Raw genomic sequence first — 17,914 nt, 5'->3', positions numbered from 1 at the left:
ACGCCCGGGCTCACTCTTTGACCAGCGTGGCGGCGATGAGACGGCGGTGGCCACGCCTGAGTCGCGAGGATAGCGACTGCTGTGTGATACCCAGTTCCTCGGCAATCTCCTCGAGCGAGACAGTCCGCGGCGAGTCGAAGTAACCGCGCTCGAAGGCCAGCACGAGTGCTTCCCGCTGGGTGTCGGTCAGTTCGTAGCCCTCGCTCTGTATCGGCAGGAGCGAGTGGACGGCCGTGATGTCGATCGGGATATCGTGCTCCTGACAGTACGAGCGGAACTCGCTGATCTCGTCCTGGCTCTCGCCGCGGACCTCGAAGTCCCACCCGGTCGCGGTGCCGACGCCGGAGAGGACGGCGAGGTTCATTTCGGCAAGCGCGTTCAGAACCCCGACGTACTCCCGTTCCCATTCGACGCGCATGAGATACTCGTGCTCGACACTGTCGATCAGTTCGATATCGGCCAGGCCCTCGTGGGCCTCGAACGATGCTTCGATATCGGCCGCTTCAGCACCCCGCACCCAGAAGTACGGAATAATCAGCGTATCGTGGGGGATGAGCCGTTCCAGTTCGACGCTCACGTCGGGGAGGTTCTCGAAGACCGTCCCGAGTGGGAACTCCGCGGCCGGACTCGTAAACTCCATCACGGTAGCCATAACATATCCTTGGTGGCCCACGTGAATAACACATACCGATGGTGTATCAGGGACAAAGGGGGACCCCGCCACGGATCGAAGACCGCAACCGAGCCTACCGAAAGCAGAAGTATCCCGCAATTAGGGTGGTAACTTGGTATACCAAGCCACCATGTTTTGTAGCGGCGCAATCAACGGAGGAGTGACTAATGAGCGTAATCGGGGAGATTCGGGTAGCTTCCGGTGATTTCGAGCTCGGGCAGATTCTCACCGTCGAAGGTGGCGCTTCTATCGAACTCGAAAGTCTCGTCCCGATAGCCGACGCTGCTGTCCCCCTCTTCTGGATTCACGATCGGGCGCGGGAGTCGTTCGTCGAGAGCGTCCAGGAGCATCCTGCTGTCAACGAAATAAAGCGGGTTGACGTGTTCGAGGACAAGACGCTGTTCACGCTGGACTGGGACGTGAACCAGGACCACCTCTTCGGAGGCATGCAAGAGTACGACGGACAACTTCTGAGCGCTATCGGAACCCCCGAAGAGTGGGAGTTCGAAATCCGTTTTCCGACGCATGACGCGCTCAGTTCGTTCACCAGTCACTGCAAGGAAGCACAGATTTCACTGGAGATAGTCCGCGTCTACAATCCGACGGAGCCCGACGTCGGCCCGTGGTACGGCCTCACTGACCCCCAGCGGGAGGCGATAGAACTCGCCGTGGAGATGGGCTATTACGACATCCCAAGAGGCTGTACGACCAAGGAAGTCGCTGACGAACTTGGCATCTCGGATCAGGCCGTCACCGAACGGCTCCGCCGCGCCATCGTCTCGCTGGTCTCCTACACGCTCGTCCCGATGAAATCGGAGGGCTGAGCGCGGCGGCGGCTCTCGGGGTCGTCGACTGCGGTGATTCCCGGCAAGCAGGAATGCATGAAATAATAACTACCTTCGAGATAGTAGTTCCATCTATGCAGTATATAGTCGCCACCGACGGATCGGCAGTCAGCGATACCGCAGTCGAACAGGCCGCGGCGCAGGCGGCCATGGTGGGCGCGGACCTCGAGGTCGTCCACGTGCTGACGCCGGAGACCGAACTCGTGGACGGACAGGTCGTACTCCCGGGTGAGGATGCCGCAATCGAGCAGGCGGAGCGGATCCTCGAACAGGCCAGGAGGGTTGCCGAAGATGCTGTCGCGGCCCAGGACGCCGACATCGAGATCAGCACTGAACTACTGACCGGCCGACCAGCCGAGTCGATTACGGCACGGGCAGAGGAGCGGGACATCGACGGCATCTACGTCGGTCACCGCGGCCTCTCGGACAAGCCGGATTACGTAGTCGGGAGCGTCGCCAAGACCGTCGTCGATAAGACGACAGTTCCGGTGACCATCGTCAAATAGCCGGTCAGACGACCCGTGCTACCGGAGTCACTCCTTCGCCGACGGCTTCGGCGCGAGCACGAGACCGAGCAGTATCGAGAGAAGGCCAGCGCCCGCACCGATCAGCAGCAGTTCCAACCGTGGGTAGCCCGAGACTGCCGCACCGGTGGCCGCGGAGACGAGCATGACGCCGGTCGCAATCGGTAGCTGGTGGCGGCGCATCAGATCCCGATTCCGATCCGTGTGTAGACGAAGTAGATCAGTGCGAGACACGGGAAAAAGACCAGCGCGAAGACGCCCTTGCTCCAGTTATAGACCGTCTTCCCGTCGAGCGGGCCGAACGGAACCATGTTGAACGTCGCCAGGAAGACGTTGATGAAGACGCCGAAACGGCCGACCTGCTCGACGAATGCGACCGGGACGAACACGAGCGGAAGGAAGACGGCGGCGAGTCCCAGATTCACCGCTGGCCCGGCAAGTGCGATCAGCCCGTTCTCTCCGAGGGTGATCCGACCGCGATGGTGTACCGCGCCGGGTGCCGCGAAGATGAAGCCGATAATCGCGCTCATGATGGCGAGAAAGAGCATCCCGTAGTCGGCGCGAAACTCGGCGACCTGTCCGAACCGAACCGCGGCCACCTTGTGACCGAGTTCGTGGAGGACGAAACTGACGCCGACAGTGATCATCGAGAGCGCGACGACCTGGGCGATTCCTGCGGCCCCACTGGCCATATGCAGGAAAATAAAGATCGCAAAGGCGACGCTGAGTGCGATCCACGCGACCGCGAGGTCACGTTTTTCGTCGGCGCTAAAGGTTAGCTCACGTCGCCGTGTGCGGCTTGGAACGCCGACCATGATCAGGGGAGGAACCCCGCGAGGATCTCCGCGCCGTTTCGCGCGCCGTTGATCAGTTCGGTACCGACGCCGCTGAGTCCTCCGATCTCAGGGGCCATATACGGCACCACGACGGTGATAAACAGGAAACTGGCGATGATGCTTCCGATGTTCGTCAGCGCGACGACCGTGATCAGCCGAAAGAGCGGGACGTCGAACATCCGGTCGACGAGTTCCGAGATGGGACTCTCGGTGTCGTCGAGGATCTCGTTCAGCGTCTGGATGTCGCTGACGTTGACCGGGCGCTTGCGCAGTTCCATGTAGCCGGTGAACCAGCCAGGGGCGAGCATCGGATTGATGCTGGTCAGCCACGCAACCGCGCCGCCGACGCCCGCACTGGACCAGTGTGCACCGCCGAGTCGGGCCAGGCCGAACGCGAAGACGCCGTTGATCAGGAACCACGCGCCGAACAGCCGAAGCAAGAACCCGTCCTCGACGCCTGCGAGGAGCAGGAGAAGGAAGAACACGGCGAAGCCGACGGTAAAGAGGTAGCCGACTGCCTTGCCGATCGAGAAGCGCCGTTTCGTCGCCGTCTCCGAGATCGACCCCATATCGGGTAGCGTCGTGGGCCGTGCGAGATACTCTTCGATGCCGGCACGATGGCCCGCGCCGACGACCGCGACCACATGATAACCGTTCGCCCGCAGCGCGTTCAGTTTGTGTGCGATGAAGGCGTCGCGCTCGTCGATCAGTGCCTCGGCACCGCGGGGACTGAACCGGCGGAACTCCTCCATCATCGCCGAAACCACGTCGCCGTCGGTTAGCTCTTCGATGTCGAACTCCTCGTCTATCTCCTCGACCTCCTCCATCGAGGCACTGAGCAGGACGCCGACGAGCGTTCCGAGCAGGAGGCCGACCGCGCCACCTGCCGCAACGCCCGTTCCGAGCCGAAGCGCCGTGACGCCGTAGCCCTCGAACGTTTCGGGGCCGAAGAGGCCGAGCGGGGCGACGCCGCTCGTAACGAGTGCAACTGCGCCGGCGATGCCGGCGACGCTCCCGACAAGCAACCGCGTCGTAAAGCCGTCAAGCCCAAGTCCCGGCGGTGGGCTGATCGACGGCAAGAACAGGGACCCAAGCAGGAGGCCGGCGATAGCTCCGAAGGCGACAGCGCCGAGAAGCTGTAATAGCCCGGCGCTCGTAACGCCAAGCGTCAGTAGTTCGCCGTAGCCGAGTGCGGGCGCAACGGCGACGCCGCCAACCGCGCCGAACAGCATCCCGAGGACCATGCCGCCGACGACGCCGAGCGTTCGCGGGTCGGTGATGCCGAGCGCGAGGCCGCCGACGAGTTTTGCCTTCTCGCCGATAGAGAGTCTGGTCCAGAACCGCTGCATCGTGACCTGAATATCTCGGTCGACGAGCGCGAGTCCAAGACCGAGTTCGTCGGCGGTATCGGTCGCCGCTCGCATGTCAGCGCCCGGCTCGATATCGAACCGGTCGCCCATCCGCGTCTGGACGTACGAGAGCATCCAGTAGGCGAGGAACTGAAAGACAGTGTTGCCGCTCAGCAGGTCCTTCGCCTCGATATCGTCGGGTGTTTCGCCCTGCATCTGGCGGTAGCGCCCCTCGTCGAGTTCGACGGCGACGACGTCCGGGCGCTCCTCGCGAATCGTCTCCTCGACCCGCTCTGCGCTCTCCGCAGAGACGTGGGCCGTCCCGACGACGGTCACGCTCCCCTCTTCCGAGGGGACGGCGTCCACGTCATCCGGCTCCGCTGGGTCCGTCATCTACGCCAAAATATACGCGCGCGGTTTTTACGCTTGTCGTGTCCGACGAGTCGGGGGATACTTCTCCCGGCCGGTCCGAGTGCGTGACATGCCGGAGACGCTCCTCGAATCCTATATCGAGAACCGCGAGATGGTCCAGCCGAACCACGCCAACATGCTCGAAACCGCCCACGGTGGCAACGTCGTCAAGTGGATGGACGAGGTCGGCGGGATGTCCGCGATGCGCTTTGCAGGCGAAACCTGCGTCACTGCCCGGATGGACCGCGTCGATTTCAAACGCCCCATCGAGGTGGGCGACACCGCCCTGATCGAGGCGTACGTCTACGCCGCCGGGACGACGAGCGTTCGTGTCCGCGTCCAGACGTATCGCGAGAACCCGCTCACCGGCGAGACCGAACAGACCGCCGACTCCTATTTCATCTACGTGGCCATCGACGAGGACCGGAACACCGTCACAGTGCCCGACCTCGTCGTCGATTCGGAGCGCGGCGAGCGGCTACGCGAGGAGGCGCTCGCTGGCGAGAACGGCGAACAGTAACGGCCACCGCTCAGTCGTCGACGAACGTCCCCGAGGTCGGAGCGCCGCCGCTACCCGTGTTTGCTTTGTGTTCTGCCCGACCACCGAGCGTCTCGAAGTCGAAGTTCTCGAACTGTGCTGGCTGGACGCCCTCCTGAGCGTAGACGTACAGCGCGGCCTTGGCGATGCCCCAGATCGTCTGACTGAGCAGGTACGTGAAGACGAGCGCAAGCGCAACGAGGACGGCCGCAAGCAGGACGCCTGGGCCAGGGAAGACGGCCGCCACTGGGATGGAGAGAGCGAGCGCACCGACGACGAGGACGAGTCCGATACCGACGACGATGCCAGTGATCCCGAACCCTGCGCCCAGCGTCTCGCCCCAGGTGTTCTTGAACGTGCTGCCGCTCCGCTTGAACATCTCCGTCGCCGAGACGTCCTCGAAGACGAGCACGGGGACGATGAAGAACGTCATAATCGACCAGCCGAGTGCAAACAGCGACCGCATGATCGCAGCGAGGGGGTTGTCGGAGTTCTCCAGCATCCGGAAGAGGATGCTCACGGTCGCCGAGATCAGCGACCAGACGACGATGGGCCCGAGTCGACCGTTGATCGCCGTCATACTCGACCGGAGACCCGGCTCGCGGCCGTGAAACGTCTCGTTTGCCGCGTAGACCAGTGCGGCCGAAAAGTAGGTGCTGAAGAAGGTCGTGACGAAGTACAGCGCGAAGAGAACCACGTACTCCAGTCCGCCGCCGATGACGTCGGCCAGCACCATCGGGAGGAAAAAGAGCACGAGAAAGAAGATACTCGAAATCGCCGCCAGTAATGGGAAGACCAGTAGTTTCGGATACTCCCGGATCACGCCGACGCTGTCTTTGGTGAGCGTCCACCCGGTTTTGATCCGGTCGAAAAAGCCCACCCCGCCCGAACGCGTGTTCATCGACATATGAGAGGGAACTGCTGGAGAGCACTTATTATTAACGGGGCAGATCGGAGAAAACTACTACAGACCGGAAGAGGGCTAGTACCCCCCCTCGACGGTCTCGTCGATCGGTCCGGCGAAGACGCCGTAGAGGAACTTGAAGTACCAGAGCACCAGCACCAACACCGGAAGCCCAAGCACGGTGACCAGATTGAGCGCAAGCGGCGACACCACCGCGGCGTCGATGGTGAGCCCGCTCGCCGGGTAGATCGTCGGATACAGCAGTCTCGCGACGAGACCGACAAGCAGGACCGAGAGCCCGAACGTGCTGGCGAACCAGAGCCGATGTCGGCCACGGCGGGCCAGCACGATCCCGCCGACACCGAAGACGACGCTTCCGAGCACGACGGCGACGGCCGGCAGCGTCAGCAGTAGCTCCCGAACGCCGACGGGATCCGTCCAGAAGACGACGGCGAGCAGGACGACGACCCCGCCGAGATAGGCAAGCGTCGATGCCGTCCCGTACCGGACCATATCGGCGGCGAGCGACCCTTGCGTCTTCGCGGCGACGAAGGCCGCACCGCTCGTGAGGGAGAGCGCAACCAGCCCGACCCCGGTCAGGAGGCTCGGCAGGCTGAGGGAGGCGGTGCCGAAGATCCAGCTACCGACCAGCATCCCGAGCAGGAGCGGCGTGGTCGTGCTCCCGAAGACGAACAGTCGGTCACAGGCCCGTTGCCAGCGCTCGTCCTCACGCTGCTCTCGGAGTTCGGGCGAGACGCCCCGGAACAACAGCGCCATCACGATCGCGATCGCGAGCAGGTAATGCTCGCTGAGCAGTCGCGAGTAGATCGGCGGGAACGCCGCCAACAGCGTCGTGCCGAAGGCGACCAGCCAGACCTCGTTTGCGTCCCAGACCGGGCCAAAGGCCGCCAACAGCGTCTCGCGGTCGTGCTCGTCGCGGGTGGCATAGAGCATGCCGATCCCGAAGTCGAAGCCGTCGAGGGCGACGTACAGGGCGAGAGTGAACAGCACGACCCCGAACCAGATGGTCGGCAACGAGGGGACGAGATACTGGTCGGTCGAGAGCACGAGCGGACTAATCATCGCTTCTCACCAGTGGTAGCTCCAGTTGACCTGACTCCTCGTCGCTCTCACGGACCCCCATCCGGACGAGTTCACCCTCGATCAGCCACTTGAAGACGTAGCCGAAGGTCCCGAGCAGGGCGATATACAGCGCGACGAACGCGGCGAGCGTCCCCGTCGCCTCACTACCTGTCAGCGTCGTCGACGCGGCCTCGTTCGTCTTGAGTACGCCCTGGATCACCCACGGCTGTCTGCCGATCTCGGTGACGTACCAGCCGGTAAGCAGCGCCGCGAACCCGAGCGGTGTGGCGAGCATCATCGCCTGCAAGTACCGGTCGCTCTCGCGTAGCTTGCCTTTGCGCAGGAGATTGCCGCCCCAGAGCGCAAGCCCGATGAACAGGAAGCCGAGGCCCACCATGAAGCGGAACGACCAGAAGACCAGGGCGACGGGTGGGTTGTCGTCGTACTCGTGTAACCCGACCACCTCCTCCGAGAAGTCACCGCCGCTCGCGAGGTACGACCCCATTGCCGGGAGGCTGATGGTCCAGAGGTTATCCGTCCGTGGATCGGTCAGCGAGTCAGCGCTCCTCGGGATAGCGATGAGGTGGAGGTCGGCCTGGCCCGTCTCGTAGTGGGCCTCCATCGCGGCGAACTTCTGTTCTTGGGTATCGGCGACGTGGCGGCCGTAGGCGTCGCCGTGGAGCGCCTGCAACGGGGCCGTGATCAGGAGCAAGGCAACGGCGATGCGCAGCGCGACGTTCCAGGCCTCCGAGTTGCGTTTCCGCCAGACGAAGTACGCTGAGACGCCGGCTACCAGCAGCGCGACGGAGATGACCGAGGCGTTGATCATGTGGACGTACATCCAGGGCATCCGTGGCGTGAAGAACGCGGCAACCGGATCGGTCAACTGCGCGATCTGCATGCCGTTGCGCTGGACGAGTTCGAAGCCCTGTGGCGTCTGCATCCACGCGTTGACGACGAGGATCCAGAAGCCCGAGAGCCACGCGCCGGCACCGGTCAGCACCGCCGACAGGATGTAGGTGCGGTCGGAGACGCGTTCGCGACCGAACAGCAGGACGCCGAGGAAGACGGCTTCGAGGAAAAAGGCCATCTTGGCCTCGAACGCGAGCGGCCCGCCGATCATCTCGCCGGCCGCTTCGGCAAAGACTGGGAAGTTCGTCCCGAACTGGAAACTCATCGGGATGCCGGTGACTGTCCCCATGACGAACCCGATGGCGAACACTTTCAGCCAGAACTCCCGGAGTCGGGCGAACCGTTGCTTGCCCGTCCGGACGTCCTTCCAGGTGAAGTAAATGATGAACGGCGCGAGACCGATCGAAAGCGACGCGAACAGGATGTGGACGCTGATCGTCCAGCCGAACTGAAGCCGACTGGCGAACTCCGGGGACAGGAGCGGTACTGCCTGCATCGTCTGGACCACAGTTGAAGCCATGGTCGCTGGTGGCGGGAACATGGAATGAGCTTTGACTGATTCTGAGTATCAGATAGCAATATATCCGAACTCTATTGCACACTCGTAGGAACAGGCGTATAGTTTATATAGATGGAGTGCTACATTTATTGCCCGCGCCCTCACTGGTTAGCTCTCATCGTATTCGTAGAACCCCACCCCCGTTTTCTTTCCGAGGTCGCCCGCTGCGACTTTCCGTTTGAGCAGGTAGGCAGGCTTGTAGCGGTCGCCCAACTCCTCGTGGAGCGTCTCGGCGGCGTGCAGTGCGACATCGAGACCGATATGATCGGCGAGTTCCAGCGGCCCCATCGGAACGTTCGTACCGAGTCGCATTCCGCGGTCGATATCCTCCTTGCTGGCGACGCCCTCGTCGTAGGCACGAACCCCCTCGTTGATCCAGGGGATGAGGATCCGGTTGGTGACGAAGCCAGGCTTGTCGTCCGCTTCCCAGGTCTCCTTGTCGAGGTCCTCGGCGAGGGCGTGAGCCAGTTCGGTCGTCGCCGCACTCGTCTTCTCGCCGACGACCACTTCGACCCCGTCCATGATCGGCACCGGGTTCATGAAGTGTAGACCGACGACCTGCTCAGGGCGCTCCGTCGCGCTGGCGAGAGTCGTAATCGAGAGGGTACTCGTGTTCGTAGCGAGGTACGCGTCGGCGTCGAGCAAGTCGTCGAGCGAGGAGAACACGTCCTGTTTGATGTTCATCTCCTCGACGACGGCCTCGATAACGAAGTCACAGTCCGAGAGGTCATCTAGCTCTGTGGTCCCGCGGATCCGTTCGCGGGCGTCTTCGGCGGTCCCCTCGTCGACGTCCCCCCGGTCTACGAGACGGGCGAGGCTGTCGTCGATCCGGGCAAGGCCGTCCTCGACCAGTTCGGTTTCGATATCGCGCATCCATACGTCGTAGCCAGCAGTCGCCGCGACCTGTGCGATGCCACTACCCATCGTTCCTGCGCCGACGACGCCGATGCGTTCGATTGCGTCGAGATCACCGTACATGGCTCCCGATACAACAGGATGGACGATAAACGTTTGTTTCCCAACTATAGTAGCGCAAACAATACGTGTCTGACGGGTTCCGTCCGGTGATACTGTGAGCAAGTTTCAAGAACCTGGGTAATAATCGTCGGTACCAGGTGACCCGTCGTGAGCGAGAACATACAGGAGGACAATGGATTACAGGAGTTACGCTACGTCGGACCGTCGACAGCAACAGCGCTACACGACGAAAACGTCGACGTAGAGGACATCCGCGCGAAACGCGTCTCCTACCAGTTTCTCGTCGATACGGGAATTAACGCCGGCGTGGCAACCAAGATCAGGCGCTGGCACTCGCTACCGTGGACCTTCGACAGCGAGGAGACACAACTGGATAACCGCTCGAAGAACGTTCGCGGCCTCCGCGATGGCGAACGCGAGTGGGTCGCGGCGAGCGCGGGGAGCGACTCGACGACCGATGAGTCGACGGCAGACGGCGACTGGACGCCAAGCGACTCCGCCGGCGACGGGCAGCGCTCCGTCCGTCGGCAGGGTGACTGGTCGCCTTCCGGGACGGTCGGCGAGACTGAAGACTCCCACACTGATGGCGACTGGACGCCGACGACGGAGACCGAACCGAACGTCGAGGCGGAGACGGACGGCGGCGGAACGGCGGCGGCCGCCGAGTCGGCGTGGCGCGACCGGGCGGAACCGGACCCGGTCACGGCGGTAACCGGTGTGACCGACGAAGCGGCCGGTCTGCTGCAGGAAGCGGGCGTCACGTCGGCACGACGGCTTGCGACCTCCGATCCCGAACAGGTCGCCGATCTGTTGAATGTCGAGCGCGAGCAGGTCGCCGAGTGGCACTCGAACGCCGAAGAGTTCGTTCGCTAACTCCCGAATTAACTATCTTAGTAGTAATGCAGTTCTGCGGTCTCTAGCAGTTTCTAAACGCCGTATAACTTAGTATAGCTCCATAGAAGCCGTAATTAGGAATCTGTCATCTACCGTTACCTATATATGCTAGATTACCGGATTACGAAATAGATGATCCCGCTGACCGACGCTCCGTTTTCGGCGCGTGACTCCGGTTCGACGCTGACGATCGACTGGATGGCTGACAGTTCTGCTGACGTACTCGGCCAGATTGCTCTGGGTGAGGGAGAGCATCCACCGGACACCGAAACGGCATCGGCCAGCGCGGGCGGCGTCGAACAGCGCGTCACGCGACGAGATGACGGGCGTCCCGGATCCGGTGCATCCGGCCAGCCCCGGTACCAGGCAAGCGAGGTGACCCAATGAGCGACAGTATGAATCCAGTACAGACGGCGACGGCGACCGGACAGGTCAGAACGACAATCGCGGACGAGGTCTTCGAGACGGTCGCGGAGAGCACACCCGAACTACGGGACGCGATCCGTGGTCGTCGGGCGAAAACCAAGTCGACGAACAAAAGCGGCGAGCGCCAGCGTGCGGCCGATATCTGGTTCGACGAACTCCTCGCCGAGCGCCTCGGCAACATCGACGGTGTGGGCGCGTATGCAAGCGAGGAACGCAAGACACCGATCGACTGTGGCGACGGTCTGAGCGTCACCGTCGACCCCCTCGACGGCTCCTCGAACCTCACCTCGAACAACCTCGTGGGGACGATTGTCGGAGTCTACGACGCCCCATTGCCAGCGAGTGGCCGTGACCTCGTGGGGGCCGCATACGTCATCTACGGCCCGACGATTACCATGGTCTCGGCGGCGGCGGGAACCGTCACCGAGTACGAGGTCGTCCACGGCGACCTCCGCTGTCAGGAGGAGAAACTCGAACTCCCGGCCGAGCCGGCCGTCTTCGGGTTCGGTGGGGGCGTCGACGAGTGGTTTGATTCCTTCGAGACATATGCGGACGGCATCCGCGAGAACCTGAAGCTACGGTACGGCGGTGCCCTCGTTGGCGACGTCAATCAGGTGCTCGGCTACGGCGGCATCTTCGCGTATCCCGCACTCGAGTCCTCACCGAACGGAAAGCTTCGGTACCAGTTCGAGGCCGCACCCGTCTCGTATATCGTCGAGAGTGCCGGCGGCCGCTCCAGCAACGGTCGGAAGTCCCTTCTCGAAGTCGAGCCAAGTGCACTCCACGAGCGGACCCCGTTCCACGTCGGGAACGAGAACCTGATCGACGAACTCGAACGGCAGTTGGCAGTGTGAAGTACCCCGCGCCCGGTGGCGCGGGGCTTCGCCGTTTAGGGCCGCACTGCACCGACAGGCGAATTTAATTCCCCCCGACCTTCTCTGTGAAGAGTCGGCTGGAATTAACACCCGAACTCGTTGTCCGTGAGGGTCGGGGCCTCCACCAGCCCCCGTTGAAACTCCCGTCTCACCGCCAATGGCGGGTTTTGAGAGGAGCCACATTTCCAAACGGTCAAACGACCAGCGAAGGAATTGAGGTCTTCAACTCCATACTTTGAGAGATTATTTCTGGTCGTTACCCTAAGTCTATTAGCTATAATCGTAAATCTTGCGAAATAATGTGACGCGCTTCACCCCCGACCACGGTGGGTCGGGGTACTCGCGATGCTATTCTTTATAGACGTGCGTTAATCAGTTCCTACGGCGGAGTAGTAGCTGTATTACCATGAGGTCCCCTATTGTTGGTGTGAACCGGACGCACGAGCGTCCGACGGCCTGCTGGGGAGACAGGCCGACAAAGTGTGGCCTGCTGGGGAGACAGGCCACCAAGGGGAAGAGGAGAGAGGACGGCCACGTCACACGCACCGCTGATGGGGGACGGACCTCCCTCACCTTTTGATAACCACGATATTACTAATCCTTGTCAGTGCTGGCCTTAGAGCATGGCAGAACGAACATCGAGTACCCAGACATTGACCACGGAAGAACTGGCCAGCGCACTCAGAGACCTCGCAGACGCCTTCGAGTCCGAAGAGACGCGGATCACAGTCGGCAACAAGTCGGTTAAAGTATCACCGTCCTCGGAGCTCACCTACTCCATCGACGTCGTCGAGCGGTCGGCGCTGCTCAGGGGACGGCGGGAGACCGTCGAAATCGAACTGGGCTGGCAACCAGCGTCGGCGGACAGCGAGTAGGCGCATCTTTCACGAAAGACCAAAATATTTTATCCGCGGTCGTCCCATTCGGTGACGTGAAAGTTCGTATCGGGGAGACGGCGACCGACGATGAGGCCGCCGCGATCGCGGCGGCGCTGGCGACGCACGTCGACGGCGAAATCGAGGTGTACGTCGGCGACGAAACCGAGCCCACGGTCTCCCGGTCACCCGGCGCCGATGCCGCCCACGGAGAGCCTGCAGATGGCGGGGAGGATCTGGGCCCGACAGAACGGGAGCAGCGTCTCCGCGAGGAGATCGACGAGATCGAGGCGGGCGGCCCGGAGAAGTACCGCGAGCGCCTCGACGAGCAGGGCAAGCTATTCGTCCGCAACCGTCTGGACCTGTGGTTCGGCGGCGACGAAGCCGAGGAATCGTCCTCGGACGCGGGCGTCCACTTCGAGGACGGCACGTTCGCAAACTTCGATAGCTGGCATCCCGACAGTCCCGAGGTCGAAGAGTACGACCCGGACAATCGCCTCCCCGCCGATGGACTGTTGACGGGTGCGGCCGCGTTCGAGGGCCGGGACGTCCACTTCATGGCGAACGATTTCACGGTCAAAGCGGGTTCGATGGCCCGACGCGGCGTCGAGAAGTTCCTCCGGATGCAACAGCGAGCGCTCAAGTCCGGAAAGCCGGTGCTGTACCTGATGGATTCGTCGGGCGGGCGGATCGACCAACAGACAGGCTTCTTCGCCAACCGCGAGGGGATCGGGAAGTACTACTACAACCACTCGATGCTCTCGGGCCGCGTCCCACAGATCTGTGTCCTCTACGGCCCGTGTATCGCCGGTGCGGCCTACACACCCGTCTTCGCCGACTTCACCGTGATGGTCGAGGACGTGAGCGCGATGGCCATCGCCAGTCCGCGGATGGTCGAGATGGTCACCGGCGAGCAGATCGACCTCGAAACGCTCGGCGGCCCAGCGGTACACATGGAGGAATCGGGGAGTGCCGACCTGATCGCCCGCGACGAGGAACACGCCCGCGAACTGGTCGCGGACCTGATCGGCTACCTGCCGGACAAGGCGGGCGAAAAGCCCCCGGAACGCGAGGGGACAGCCCCGGCAAAATCGCCGGAAGGGATCGACGCCATCGTCCCCGAGAAACCCAACGAGAGCTACGACGTTCTCGACCTGATCGAACGGGTCGTCGACGCCGACTCCTTTTTCGAACTGCGCGATGGCTACGGGAAAGAGATCGTTACGGGCTACGCCCGGATCGACGGTCGACCGGTCGGCATCGTCGCCAACCAACCCGCCGAACGAGCGGGAGCGATCTTTCCCGACGCCGCCGAGAAGGCCGCGGAGTTCATCTGGAAAGCGGACGCCTACGAGATCCCGATCCTCTATCTGTGTGATACACCCGGATTCATGGCCGGATCACAGGTCGAAAAGGAGGGCATCCTCGAACAGGGCAAGAAGTTCATCTACGCGACTTCGTCGGCGACCGTGCCACAGCAGACAGTCGTCACGCGGAAGGCCTACGGCGCGGGCATCTATGCGATGGGCGGCCCGGCCTACGATCCCGAGAGCGTCATCGCGCTCCCCTCCGGCGAAATCGGAATTATGGGCCCGGAAGCCGCGATCAACGCCGTCTACGCCAACAAACTCGACGAGATCGACGACCCCGAGGAGCGAGCGGAGCGGGAACAGGAACTCCGCGAGGAGTACCGCGAGGATATCGACGTCCACCGAATGGCAAGCGAGGTCGTTATCGACGACATCGTTCCGCCGAGCGATCTACGCGCGCAGTTAGCCGGGCGATTCGCGTTCTACGAGGACGTCGAAAAGGAACTCCCCGAAAAGAAACACGGTACGATATTGTAGCGGCCCTGGTTTTGCGCCTCACTGCCGAGTCGTCACCGGCTCCGCGAATACACTCTCATCTATGTTCAAAATTTATGAAGGAGGGGCACCTCCCACGAGTATGCGACTCGAAGGCAAGACAGTCTTTATCACGGGATCGGGATCGGGAATCGGACGCGCCAGCGCACTGCGCGCTGCCGAGGAGGGTGCGACTGTGATCTCGACGGACGTGGATGGCGACGCCGCCGCCGAAACCGCCGAGGAGATCCGCGAGGCTGGCGGCAGCGCCGACCACTACGAGTTCGACGTGACCGATGCCGAGGGGTTCGCGGCGGCGCTCGAAGATACCGCGGCGACTCACGGCCTCCACGTCCTCGTCAACAACGCGGGGATCGGCCAGCCGCCGAGCAAGATCGAGGACGTCGACGAGTCCGTGCTCGACTACGTCATCAACGTGAACCTCAAAGGCCCCTGGAACGGCACTCACGCCGCCCTCCCGATTATGAAAGAGCAGGGCCACGGAACGATCGTCAACATGTCCTCGCTGGCCGGAAAACTCGGCTTCCCGTATCAGTCGGTGTACGCCCTGACGAAAGCAGCCGTCATCAACTTCACTCGGGCCACCGCCGCCGAGGCAGGTCCCGACGGTGTCCGCGCGAACGCGATCTGCCCGGGCTTTATTGATACACAGCTCACCAACGCCTATTTCGCCGGTCGAAGCGACCCCGAGGCGGCGCGCGAGGAGATGATTCAGGACTACCCGCTCCGTCGGCTGGGCGACGCCGAGGAGATCGCCGACTGCGTCGTCTTCCTGGCGAGCGAGGAGTCCTCGTTCGTCACCGGCCACGCCCTGACGGCTGATGGCGGCTACTCCATCTCGTGAATTAGGTCCATCTCTCGTCCGGATCCGGGGTTATATACGCCTTACACACTGAGAAGAAAGTAATGAGTGGAAACGACGGATCGGAGCCGCCCGAGCAGCCCACAGAGGGCCAGCGCGACGGGACGACCAGTCGCTCCACGGAGTCTACCCGCGAGGAACCGATAGCCGCGGACGGCTTTACAGAGGCCGAGCCGTCGTCGCGCGAGGAAGACTCCGACGACGGCGCAACCGACTCGACGACAGATCTCGACGACAGCTCCGCGACGCCCGACGACCTGCGCGAGGAACTCGAAGACGTCTCGGCGTCCGAGCTAACGGTCCCGCCCCAGTCGCTACATCCCAAGGTCCGGATCGTCTGGGTCGTCCAGTCGCTGCTCTCTGCGGCCCTCTTCGGCGCTATCGTCGGCGCGATCGATATCGGCGTTACCGGCATCGGCCTCTGGGTTGGGCCCGCCGTCTTCGGCGTCTTCGCCCTGATCGGCGTGCTTCATGCGGTCCTGCGCTACCGCGTCTGGGAGTACGAGGTGCGCGAGGACGCGCTGTATCTCGAACGTGGCGTCGTGACGCGCGTACGGACCGTCGTCCCGTACGTCCGGATCCAGCACGTCGACGCAAGCCGTGGCCCGGTCGAGCGCGCCATCGGACTGGCATCGGCGGTCGTCTACACCGCCGGGTCGCGCGGGGCCGACGTAACCATTCCCGGCCTGACCGCCGACGGCGCTGACGACCTGCAGAACCGACTGAAGCGGATGGCGATCCTCGCCGAGGGCGACGACGCTGTATGACGACGAAGCTTCACCCTCTCTCGGTGCCGTACCGGAGCGTCCAGACGGCGCTGAACTTCCTCTGGATCGTCTTCATTATCGGCTTCTCGGGCACCGCCTTTATCGGCGGGACGACCGGCGCGCTGGTGTTCGGCGCGGCGATCCTCCTGGGACTCATCGGTGCGGTCGTCTGGGAACTACTCTACTACCAGCGCTTCGAGTACGAACTCACCGAGGACACCTTCGATCTGGCCTCTGGCGTCGTCTCGCGGCGGGATCGGGAGATCCCCTACCGACGGATCCAGAACGTCGGTATCAGCCGAAACGTGGTCCAGCGACTCGCCGGCATCGCGGAGGTCTCACTGGAGACCGCGGGCGGTAGTTCCGCCGAGGCACAGTTACAGTACGTCAGTTTCGAGGAAGCCCAGCGACTCCAGGACGAATTGAGCGAGCGGAAGCGACGCCGCTCACGCAGCGAGAGCGCGAGCGAGGCGGACGAAGAGGAGGAGCAGGAGGTCCCGGAACGGGAGACCGAACGCCTGTTCGAGATCACCGAGGGCGAACTCGCCGTCCTCGGTCTGGTCTCGATCGATCTCCGGTTGCTCCCGCTGTTGACCCTCGCAGTGCCGTTCATCTCGCCTGCGCTGTCGAACCCGGCGGTCTATGCCGGACCGCTGTACGTCGTCGCACCGCTGGCCGCGATCGTCCTGTATCTCCTGACGTCGATCGCTAGCGGCATCATCTCGGTGACGAACTACTACGGGTTCCAGTTGGTGCGGACCGGCGACGAACTCCGGTTCGAGCGGGGCCTGCTCCAGCGCTACAGCGGCACGATCCCGCTAGAGAAAGTCCAGACGCTGACAATCAGCGAGAACGTCCTCGAACGCGCCGTCGGCTACGCCTCCCTGCTCATCGAGACGGCAGGCTACTCGCCCGGCGAGTCGGGTGGTTCGCAGTCCGCAGTGCCGATCGCGAAACGCGACCGGGTGCTCCGTCTGGCCCAGTCCATCGAACCGTACGGCGATGTGGAGTTCGAGCGCCCGCCCAAACGCGCCCGGGAGCGGTACTTCGTCCGCTATCTGGGCGTACTGGCCGTCCTGACTGGCCTTGCCTATCTCGCCGAACTGTATCTGGTGCCGAACCTGGAGTGGTACTGGATGCTCCTGGGCGTGGTGGCGGTACCGATCGGTGCCCATCTGAAGTGGAAACATCTCGGGTACGCGCTCGTCGACGATCACGTCGTCACGCGGTCGGGCTTCTGGAACCGGACGACTTCCGTCGTGCCCTATCACCGCGTCCAGACCGTGCTAGACAGGCAGACCATCTTCCAGCGCCGCCGCAGACTCGCAACCCTCACCATTGACACCGCCGGTTCGCGGAGCCTTATCGGCCAGGACGCAAGAGCGATCGATATCGACCGCGAGCGGGCGAACGAACTGCGCGAAGAGGTAGCGGACCGGCTTCAGGAATCGCTCTCCGGACGGATCGCGCCCGAAGACAGGCTGTTCGATCCCACCACGTCGGGACCAGAGGCCGGCGACTCGCCGTCGGTCTCGCCAAGTGAGTGATCGTGACCGACCTGTTTCCCGAGCGAATAGAGACGAACCACTGACGCTCGAACGACTCTCTATCGGTCTCTTCGCGACGACCAAGTGTCACACCGACTATCCACCCAGCCGACCTCTCTGTAGCGGACGAATCCCCGCCCGTTGATCGGGACGCTATCGGCCATCTGAACGAGCATACTGCTGACGGTCGA

The 17,914-nt window shown here is 63.0% G+C and carries 19 protein-coding genes; 11 read left to right on the top strand and 8 right to left on the bottom strand.

Annotated elements, in window-relative coordinates:
- Nucleotides 1-10 precede the first annotated feature (10 nt).
- Nucleotides 11-652 (bottom strand): helix-turn-helix domain-containing protein, encoded by a 642-nt coding sequence (locus ACFQL3_RS05565; RefSeq protein WP_377052169.1) that lies wholly within the window; start codon nt 650-652, stop codon nt 11-13.
- 188 nt (nt 653-840) lie between these two features.
- Here ACFQL3_RS05565 and ACFQL3_RS05560 point away from each other — a divergent pair, with 188 nt between their 5' ends.
- A complete protein-coding gene (locus ACFQL3_RS05560; protein WP_377052167.1) occupies nt 841-1,497 on the top strand; it encodes a helix-turn-helix domain-containing protein in 657 nt (218 codons plus the stop codon).
- Nucleotides 1,498-1,592: 95 nt separating this feature from the next.
- Entirely contained in the window at nt 1,593-2,024 is a 432-nt protein-coding gene (locus ACFQL3_RS05555) for a universal stress protein (RefSeq protein WP_377052165.1), read from the top strand.
- A gap of 27 nt (nt 2,025-2,051) precedes the next feature.
- Here ACFQL3_RS05555 and ACFQL3_RS05550 read toward each other — a convergent pair whose 3' ends face one another.
- The 3 genes from ACFQL3_RS05550 to ACFQL3_RS05540 are packed head-to-tail and all read right to left on the bottom strand — an operon-like array spanning nt 2,052 to nt 4,620.
- Nucleotides 2,052-2,225: a hypothetical protein gene (locus tag ACFQL3_RS05550; protein WP_377052162.1), complete on the bottom strand. Its 174-nt coding sequence runs from the start codon at nt 2,223-2,225 to the stop codon at nt 2,052-2,054.
- Nucleotides 2,225-2,857 carry a metalloprotease gene (locus ACFQL3_RS05545; protein WP_377052160.1) on the bottom strand — a complete coding sequence of 211 codons (633 nt, stop codon included), beginning with the start codon at nt 2,855-2,857 and terminating at the stop codon, nt 2,225-2,227. Before ACFQL3_RS05545 ends, ACFQL3_RS05550 begins: the two co-directional genes overlap by 1 nt.
- A 2-nt stretch (nt 2,858-2,859) precedes the next feature.
- On the bottom strand, nt 2,860-4,620 hold the full coding sequence (locus ACFQL3_RS05540) for a TraB/GumN family protein (protein WP_377052158.1): 1,761 nt from the start codon (nt 4,618-4,620) through the stop codon (nt 2,860-2,862).
- Between the two features lie 88 nt (nt 4,621-4,708).
- On the opposite strand from ACFQL3_RS05540, the gene ACFQL3_RS05535 reads away from it, so the two are divergent.
- A complete protein-coding gene (locus ACFQL3_RS05535) occupies nt 4,709-5,158 on the top strand; it encodes an acyl-CoA thioesterase (protein ID WP_377052156.1) in 450 nt (149 codons plus the stop codon).
- A 10-nt stretch (nt 5,159-5,168) separates the two neighbouring features.
- Here the strand turns inward: ACFQL3_RS05535 and ACFQL3_RS05530 are convergent, their stop codons facing one another.
- From ACFQL3_RS05530 to ACFQL3_RS05515, 4 genes are all read right to left on the bottom strand, one after another.
- Nucleotides 5,169-6,083, bottom strand: coding sequence for a DUF6159 family protein (locus ACFQL3_RS05530; RefSeq protein WP_377052154.1), 915 nt, complete (start codon nt 6,081-6,083; stop codon nt 5,169-5,171).
- A 75-nt stretch (nt 6,084-6,158) separates the two neighbouring features.
- Entirely contained in the window at nt 6,159-7,163 is a 1,005-nt protein-coding gene (locus ACFQL3_RS05525) for a cytochrome d ubiquinol oxidase subunit II (protein ID WP_377052152.1), read from the bottom strand.
- A complete protein-coding gene (locus ACFQL3_RS05520; RefSeq protein ID WP_377052150.1) occupies nt 7,156-8,595 on the bottom strand; it encodes a cytochrome ubiquinol oxidase subunit I in 1,440 nt (479 codons plus the stop codon). The genes ACFQL3_RS05525 and ACFQL3_RS05520 overlap by 8 nt, the downstream gene beginning before the upstream one ends.
- A 147-nt stretch (nt 8,596-8,742) precedes the next feature.
- Complete coding sequence (locus ACFQL3_RS05515; RefSeq protein ID WP_377052148.1) at nt 8,743-9,612, bottom strand: 3-hydroxyacyl-CoA dehydrogenase family protein; 870 nt, start codon at nt 9,610-9,612, stop codon at nt 8,743-8,745.
- Between the two features lie 147 nt (nt 9,613-9,759).
- Here ACFQL3_RS05515 and ACFQL3_RS05510 point away from each other — a divergent pair, with 147 nt between their 5' ends.
- The 8 genes from ACFQL3_RS05510 (at nt 9,760) to ACFQL3_RS05475 (ending at nt 17,723) form a co-directional block, all read left to right on the top strand.
- Nucleotides 9,760-10,485 (top strand): DUF7409 domain-containing protein, encoded by a 726-nt coding sequence (locus tag ACFQL3_RS05510; RefSeq protein ID WP_377052146.1) that lies wholly within the window; start codon nt 9,760-9,762, stop codon nt 10,483-10,485.
- A 153-nt stretch (nt 10,486-10,638) separates the two neighbouring features.
- The gene (locus tag ACFQL3_RS05505) at nt 10,639-10,893 is read left to right on the top strand and encodes a hypothetical protein (RefSeq protein WP_377052144.1); all 255 of its coding nucleotides are present in this window, start codon (nt 10,639-10,641) and stop codon (nt 10,891-10,893) included.
- Between the two features lie 8 nt (nt 10,894-10,901).
- Nucleotides 10,902-11,786 (top strand): class 1 fructose-bisphosphatase, encoded by an 885-nt coding sequence (locus ACFQL3_RS05500; RefSeq protein WP_377057024.1) that lies wholly within the window; start codon nt 10,902-10,904, stop codon nt 11,784-11,786.
- Nucleotides 11,787-12,430: 644 nt separating this feature from the next.
- Nucleotides 12,431-12,682, top strand: coding sequence for an amphi-Trp domain-containing protein (locus tag ACFQL3_RS05495; RefSeq protein WP_377052142.1), 252 nt, complete (start codon nt 12,431-12,433; stop codon nt 12,680-12,682).
- 56 nt (nt 12,683-12,738) lie between these two features.
- Nucleotides 12,739-14,529: an acyl-CoA carboxylase subunit beta gene (locus ACFQL3_RS05490; protein ID WP_377052140.1), complete on the top strand. Its 1,791-nt coding sequence runs from the start codon at nt 12,739-12,741 to the stop codon at nt 14,527-14,529.
- Between the two features lie 100 nt (nt 14,530-14,629).
- Complete coding sequence (locus tag ACFQL3_RS05485; protein WP_377052138.1) at nt 14,630-15,391, top strand: SDR family NAD(P)-dependent oxidoreductase; 762 nt, start codon at nt 14,630-14,632, stop codon at nt 15,389-15,391.
- 275 nt (nt 15,392-15,666) lie between these two features.
- On the top strand, nt 15,667-16,176 hold the full coding sequence (locus ACFQL3_RS05480) for a PH domain-containing protein (protein WP_377057022.1): 510 nt from the start codon (nt 15,667-15,669) through the stop codon (nt 16,174-16,176).
- Nucleotides 16,173-17,723: a PH domain-containing protein gene (locus ACFQL3_RS05475; RefSeq protein ID WP_377052136.1), complete on the top strand. Its 1,551-nt coding sequence runs from the start codon at nt 16,173-16,175 to the stop codon at nt 17,721-17,723. Before ACFQL3_RS05480 ends, ACFQL3_RS05475 begins: the two co-directional genes overlap by 4 nt.
- The last annotated feature ends 191 nt before the right edge of the window (nt 17,724-17,914 follow it).

The sequence above is a fragment of the Natronoarchaeum sp. GCM10025321 genome (assembly GCF_042663585.1).
GTDB lineage: Archaea > Halobacteriota > Halobacteria > Halobacteriales > Natronoarchaeaceae > Natranaeroarchaeum.
Note: the sequence above shows the minus strand (reverse complement) of the source record. Positions and strands in the feature narration are given on the sequence as shown.

Coding starts and splice junctions, on each gene's coding strand:
- ACFQL3_RS05565 (WP_377052169.1), bottom strand. CDS start 652: ATGGCTACCGTGATGGAGTTTACGAGTCCGGCCGCGGAGTTCCCACTC.
- ACFQL3_RS05560 (WP_377052167.1), top strand. CDS start 841: ATGAGCGTAATCGGGGAGATTCGGGTAGCTTCCGGTGATTTCGAGCTC.
- ACFQL3_RS05555 (WP_377052165.1), top strand. CDS start 1,593: ATGCAGTATATAGTCGCCACCGACGGATCGGCAGTCAGCGATACCGCA.
- ACFQL3_RS05550 (WP_377052162.1), bottom strand. CDS start 2,225: ATGCGCCGCCACCAGCTACCGATTGCGACCGGCGTCATGCTCGTCTCC.
- ACFQL3_RS05545 (WP_377052160.1), bottom strand. CDS start 2,857: ATGGTCGGCGTTCCAAGCCGCACACGGCGACGTGAGCTAACCTTTAGC.
- ACFQL3_RS05540 (WP_377052158.1), bottom strand. CDS start 4,620: ATGACGGACCCAGCGGAGCCGGATGACGTGGACGCCGTCCCCTCGGAA.
- ACFQL3_RS05535 (WP_377052156.1), top strand. CDS start 4,709: ATGCCGGAGACGCTCCTCGAATCCTATATCGAGAACCGCGAGATGGTC.
- ACFQL3_RS05530 (WP_377052154.1), bottom strand. CDS start 6,083: ATGTCGATGAACACGCGTTCGGGCGGGGTGGGCTTTTTCGACCGGATC.
- ACFQL3_RS05525 (WP_377052152.1), bottom strand. CDS start 7,163: ATGATTAGTCCGCTCGTGCTCTCGACCGACCAGTATCTCGTCCCCTCG.
- ACFQL3_RS05520 (WP_377052150.1), bottom strand. CDS start 8,595: ATGGCTTCAACTGTGGTCCAGACGATGCAGGCAGTACCGCTCCTGTCC.
- ACFQL3_RS05515 (WP_377052148.1), bottom strand. CDS start 9,612: ATGTACGGTGATCTCGACGCAATCGAACGCATCGGCGTCGTCGGCGCA.
- ACFQL3_RS05505 (WP_377052144.1), top strand. CDS start 10,639: ATGATCCCGCTGACCGACGCTCCGTTTTCGGCGCGTGACTCCGGTTCG.
- ACFQL3_RS05500 (WP_377057024.1), top strand. CDS start 10,902: ATGAATCCAGTACAGACGGCGACGGCGACCGGACAGGTCAGAACGACA.
- ACFQL3_RS05495 (WP_377052142.1), top strand. CDS start 12,431: ATGGCAGAACGAACATCGAGTACCCAGACATTGACCACGGAAGAACTG.
- ACFQL3_RS05485 (WP_377052138.1), top strand. CDS start 14,630: ATGCGACTCGAAGGCAAGACAGTCTTTATCACGGGATCGGGATCGGGA.
- ACFQL3_RS05475 (WP_377052136.1), top strand. CDS start 16,173: ATGACGACGAAGCTTCACCCTCTCTCGGTGCCGTACCGGAGCGTCCAG.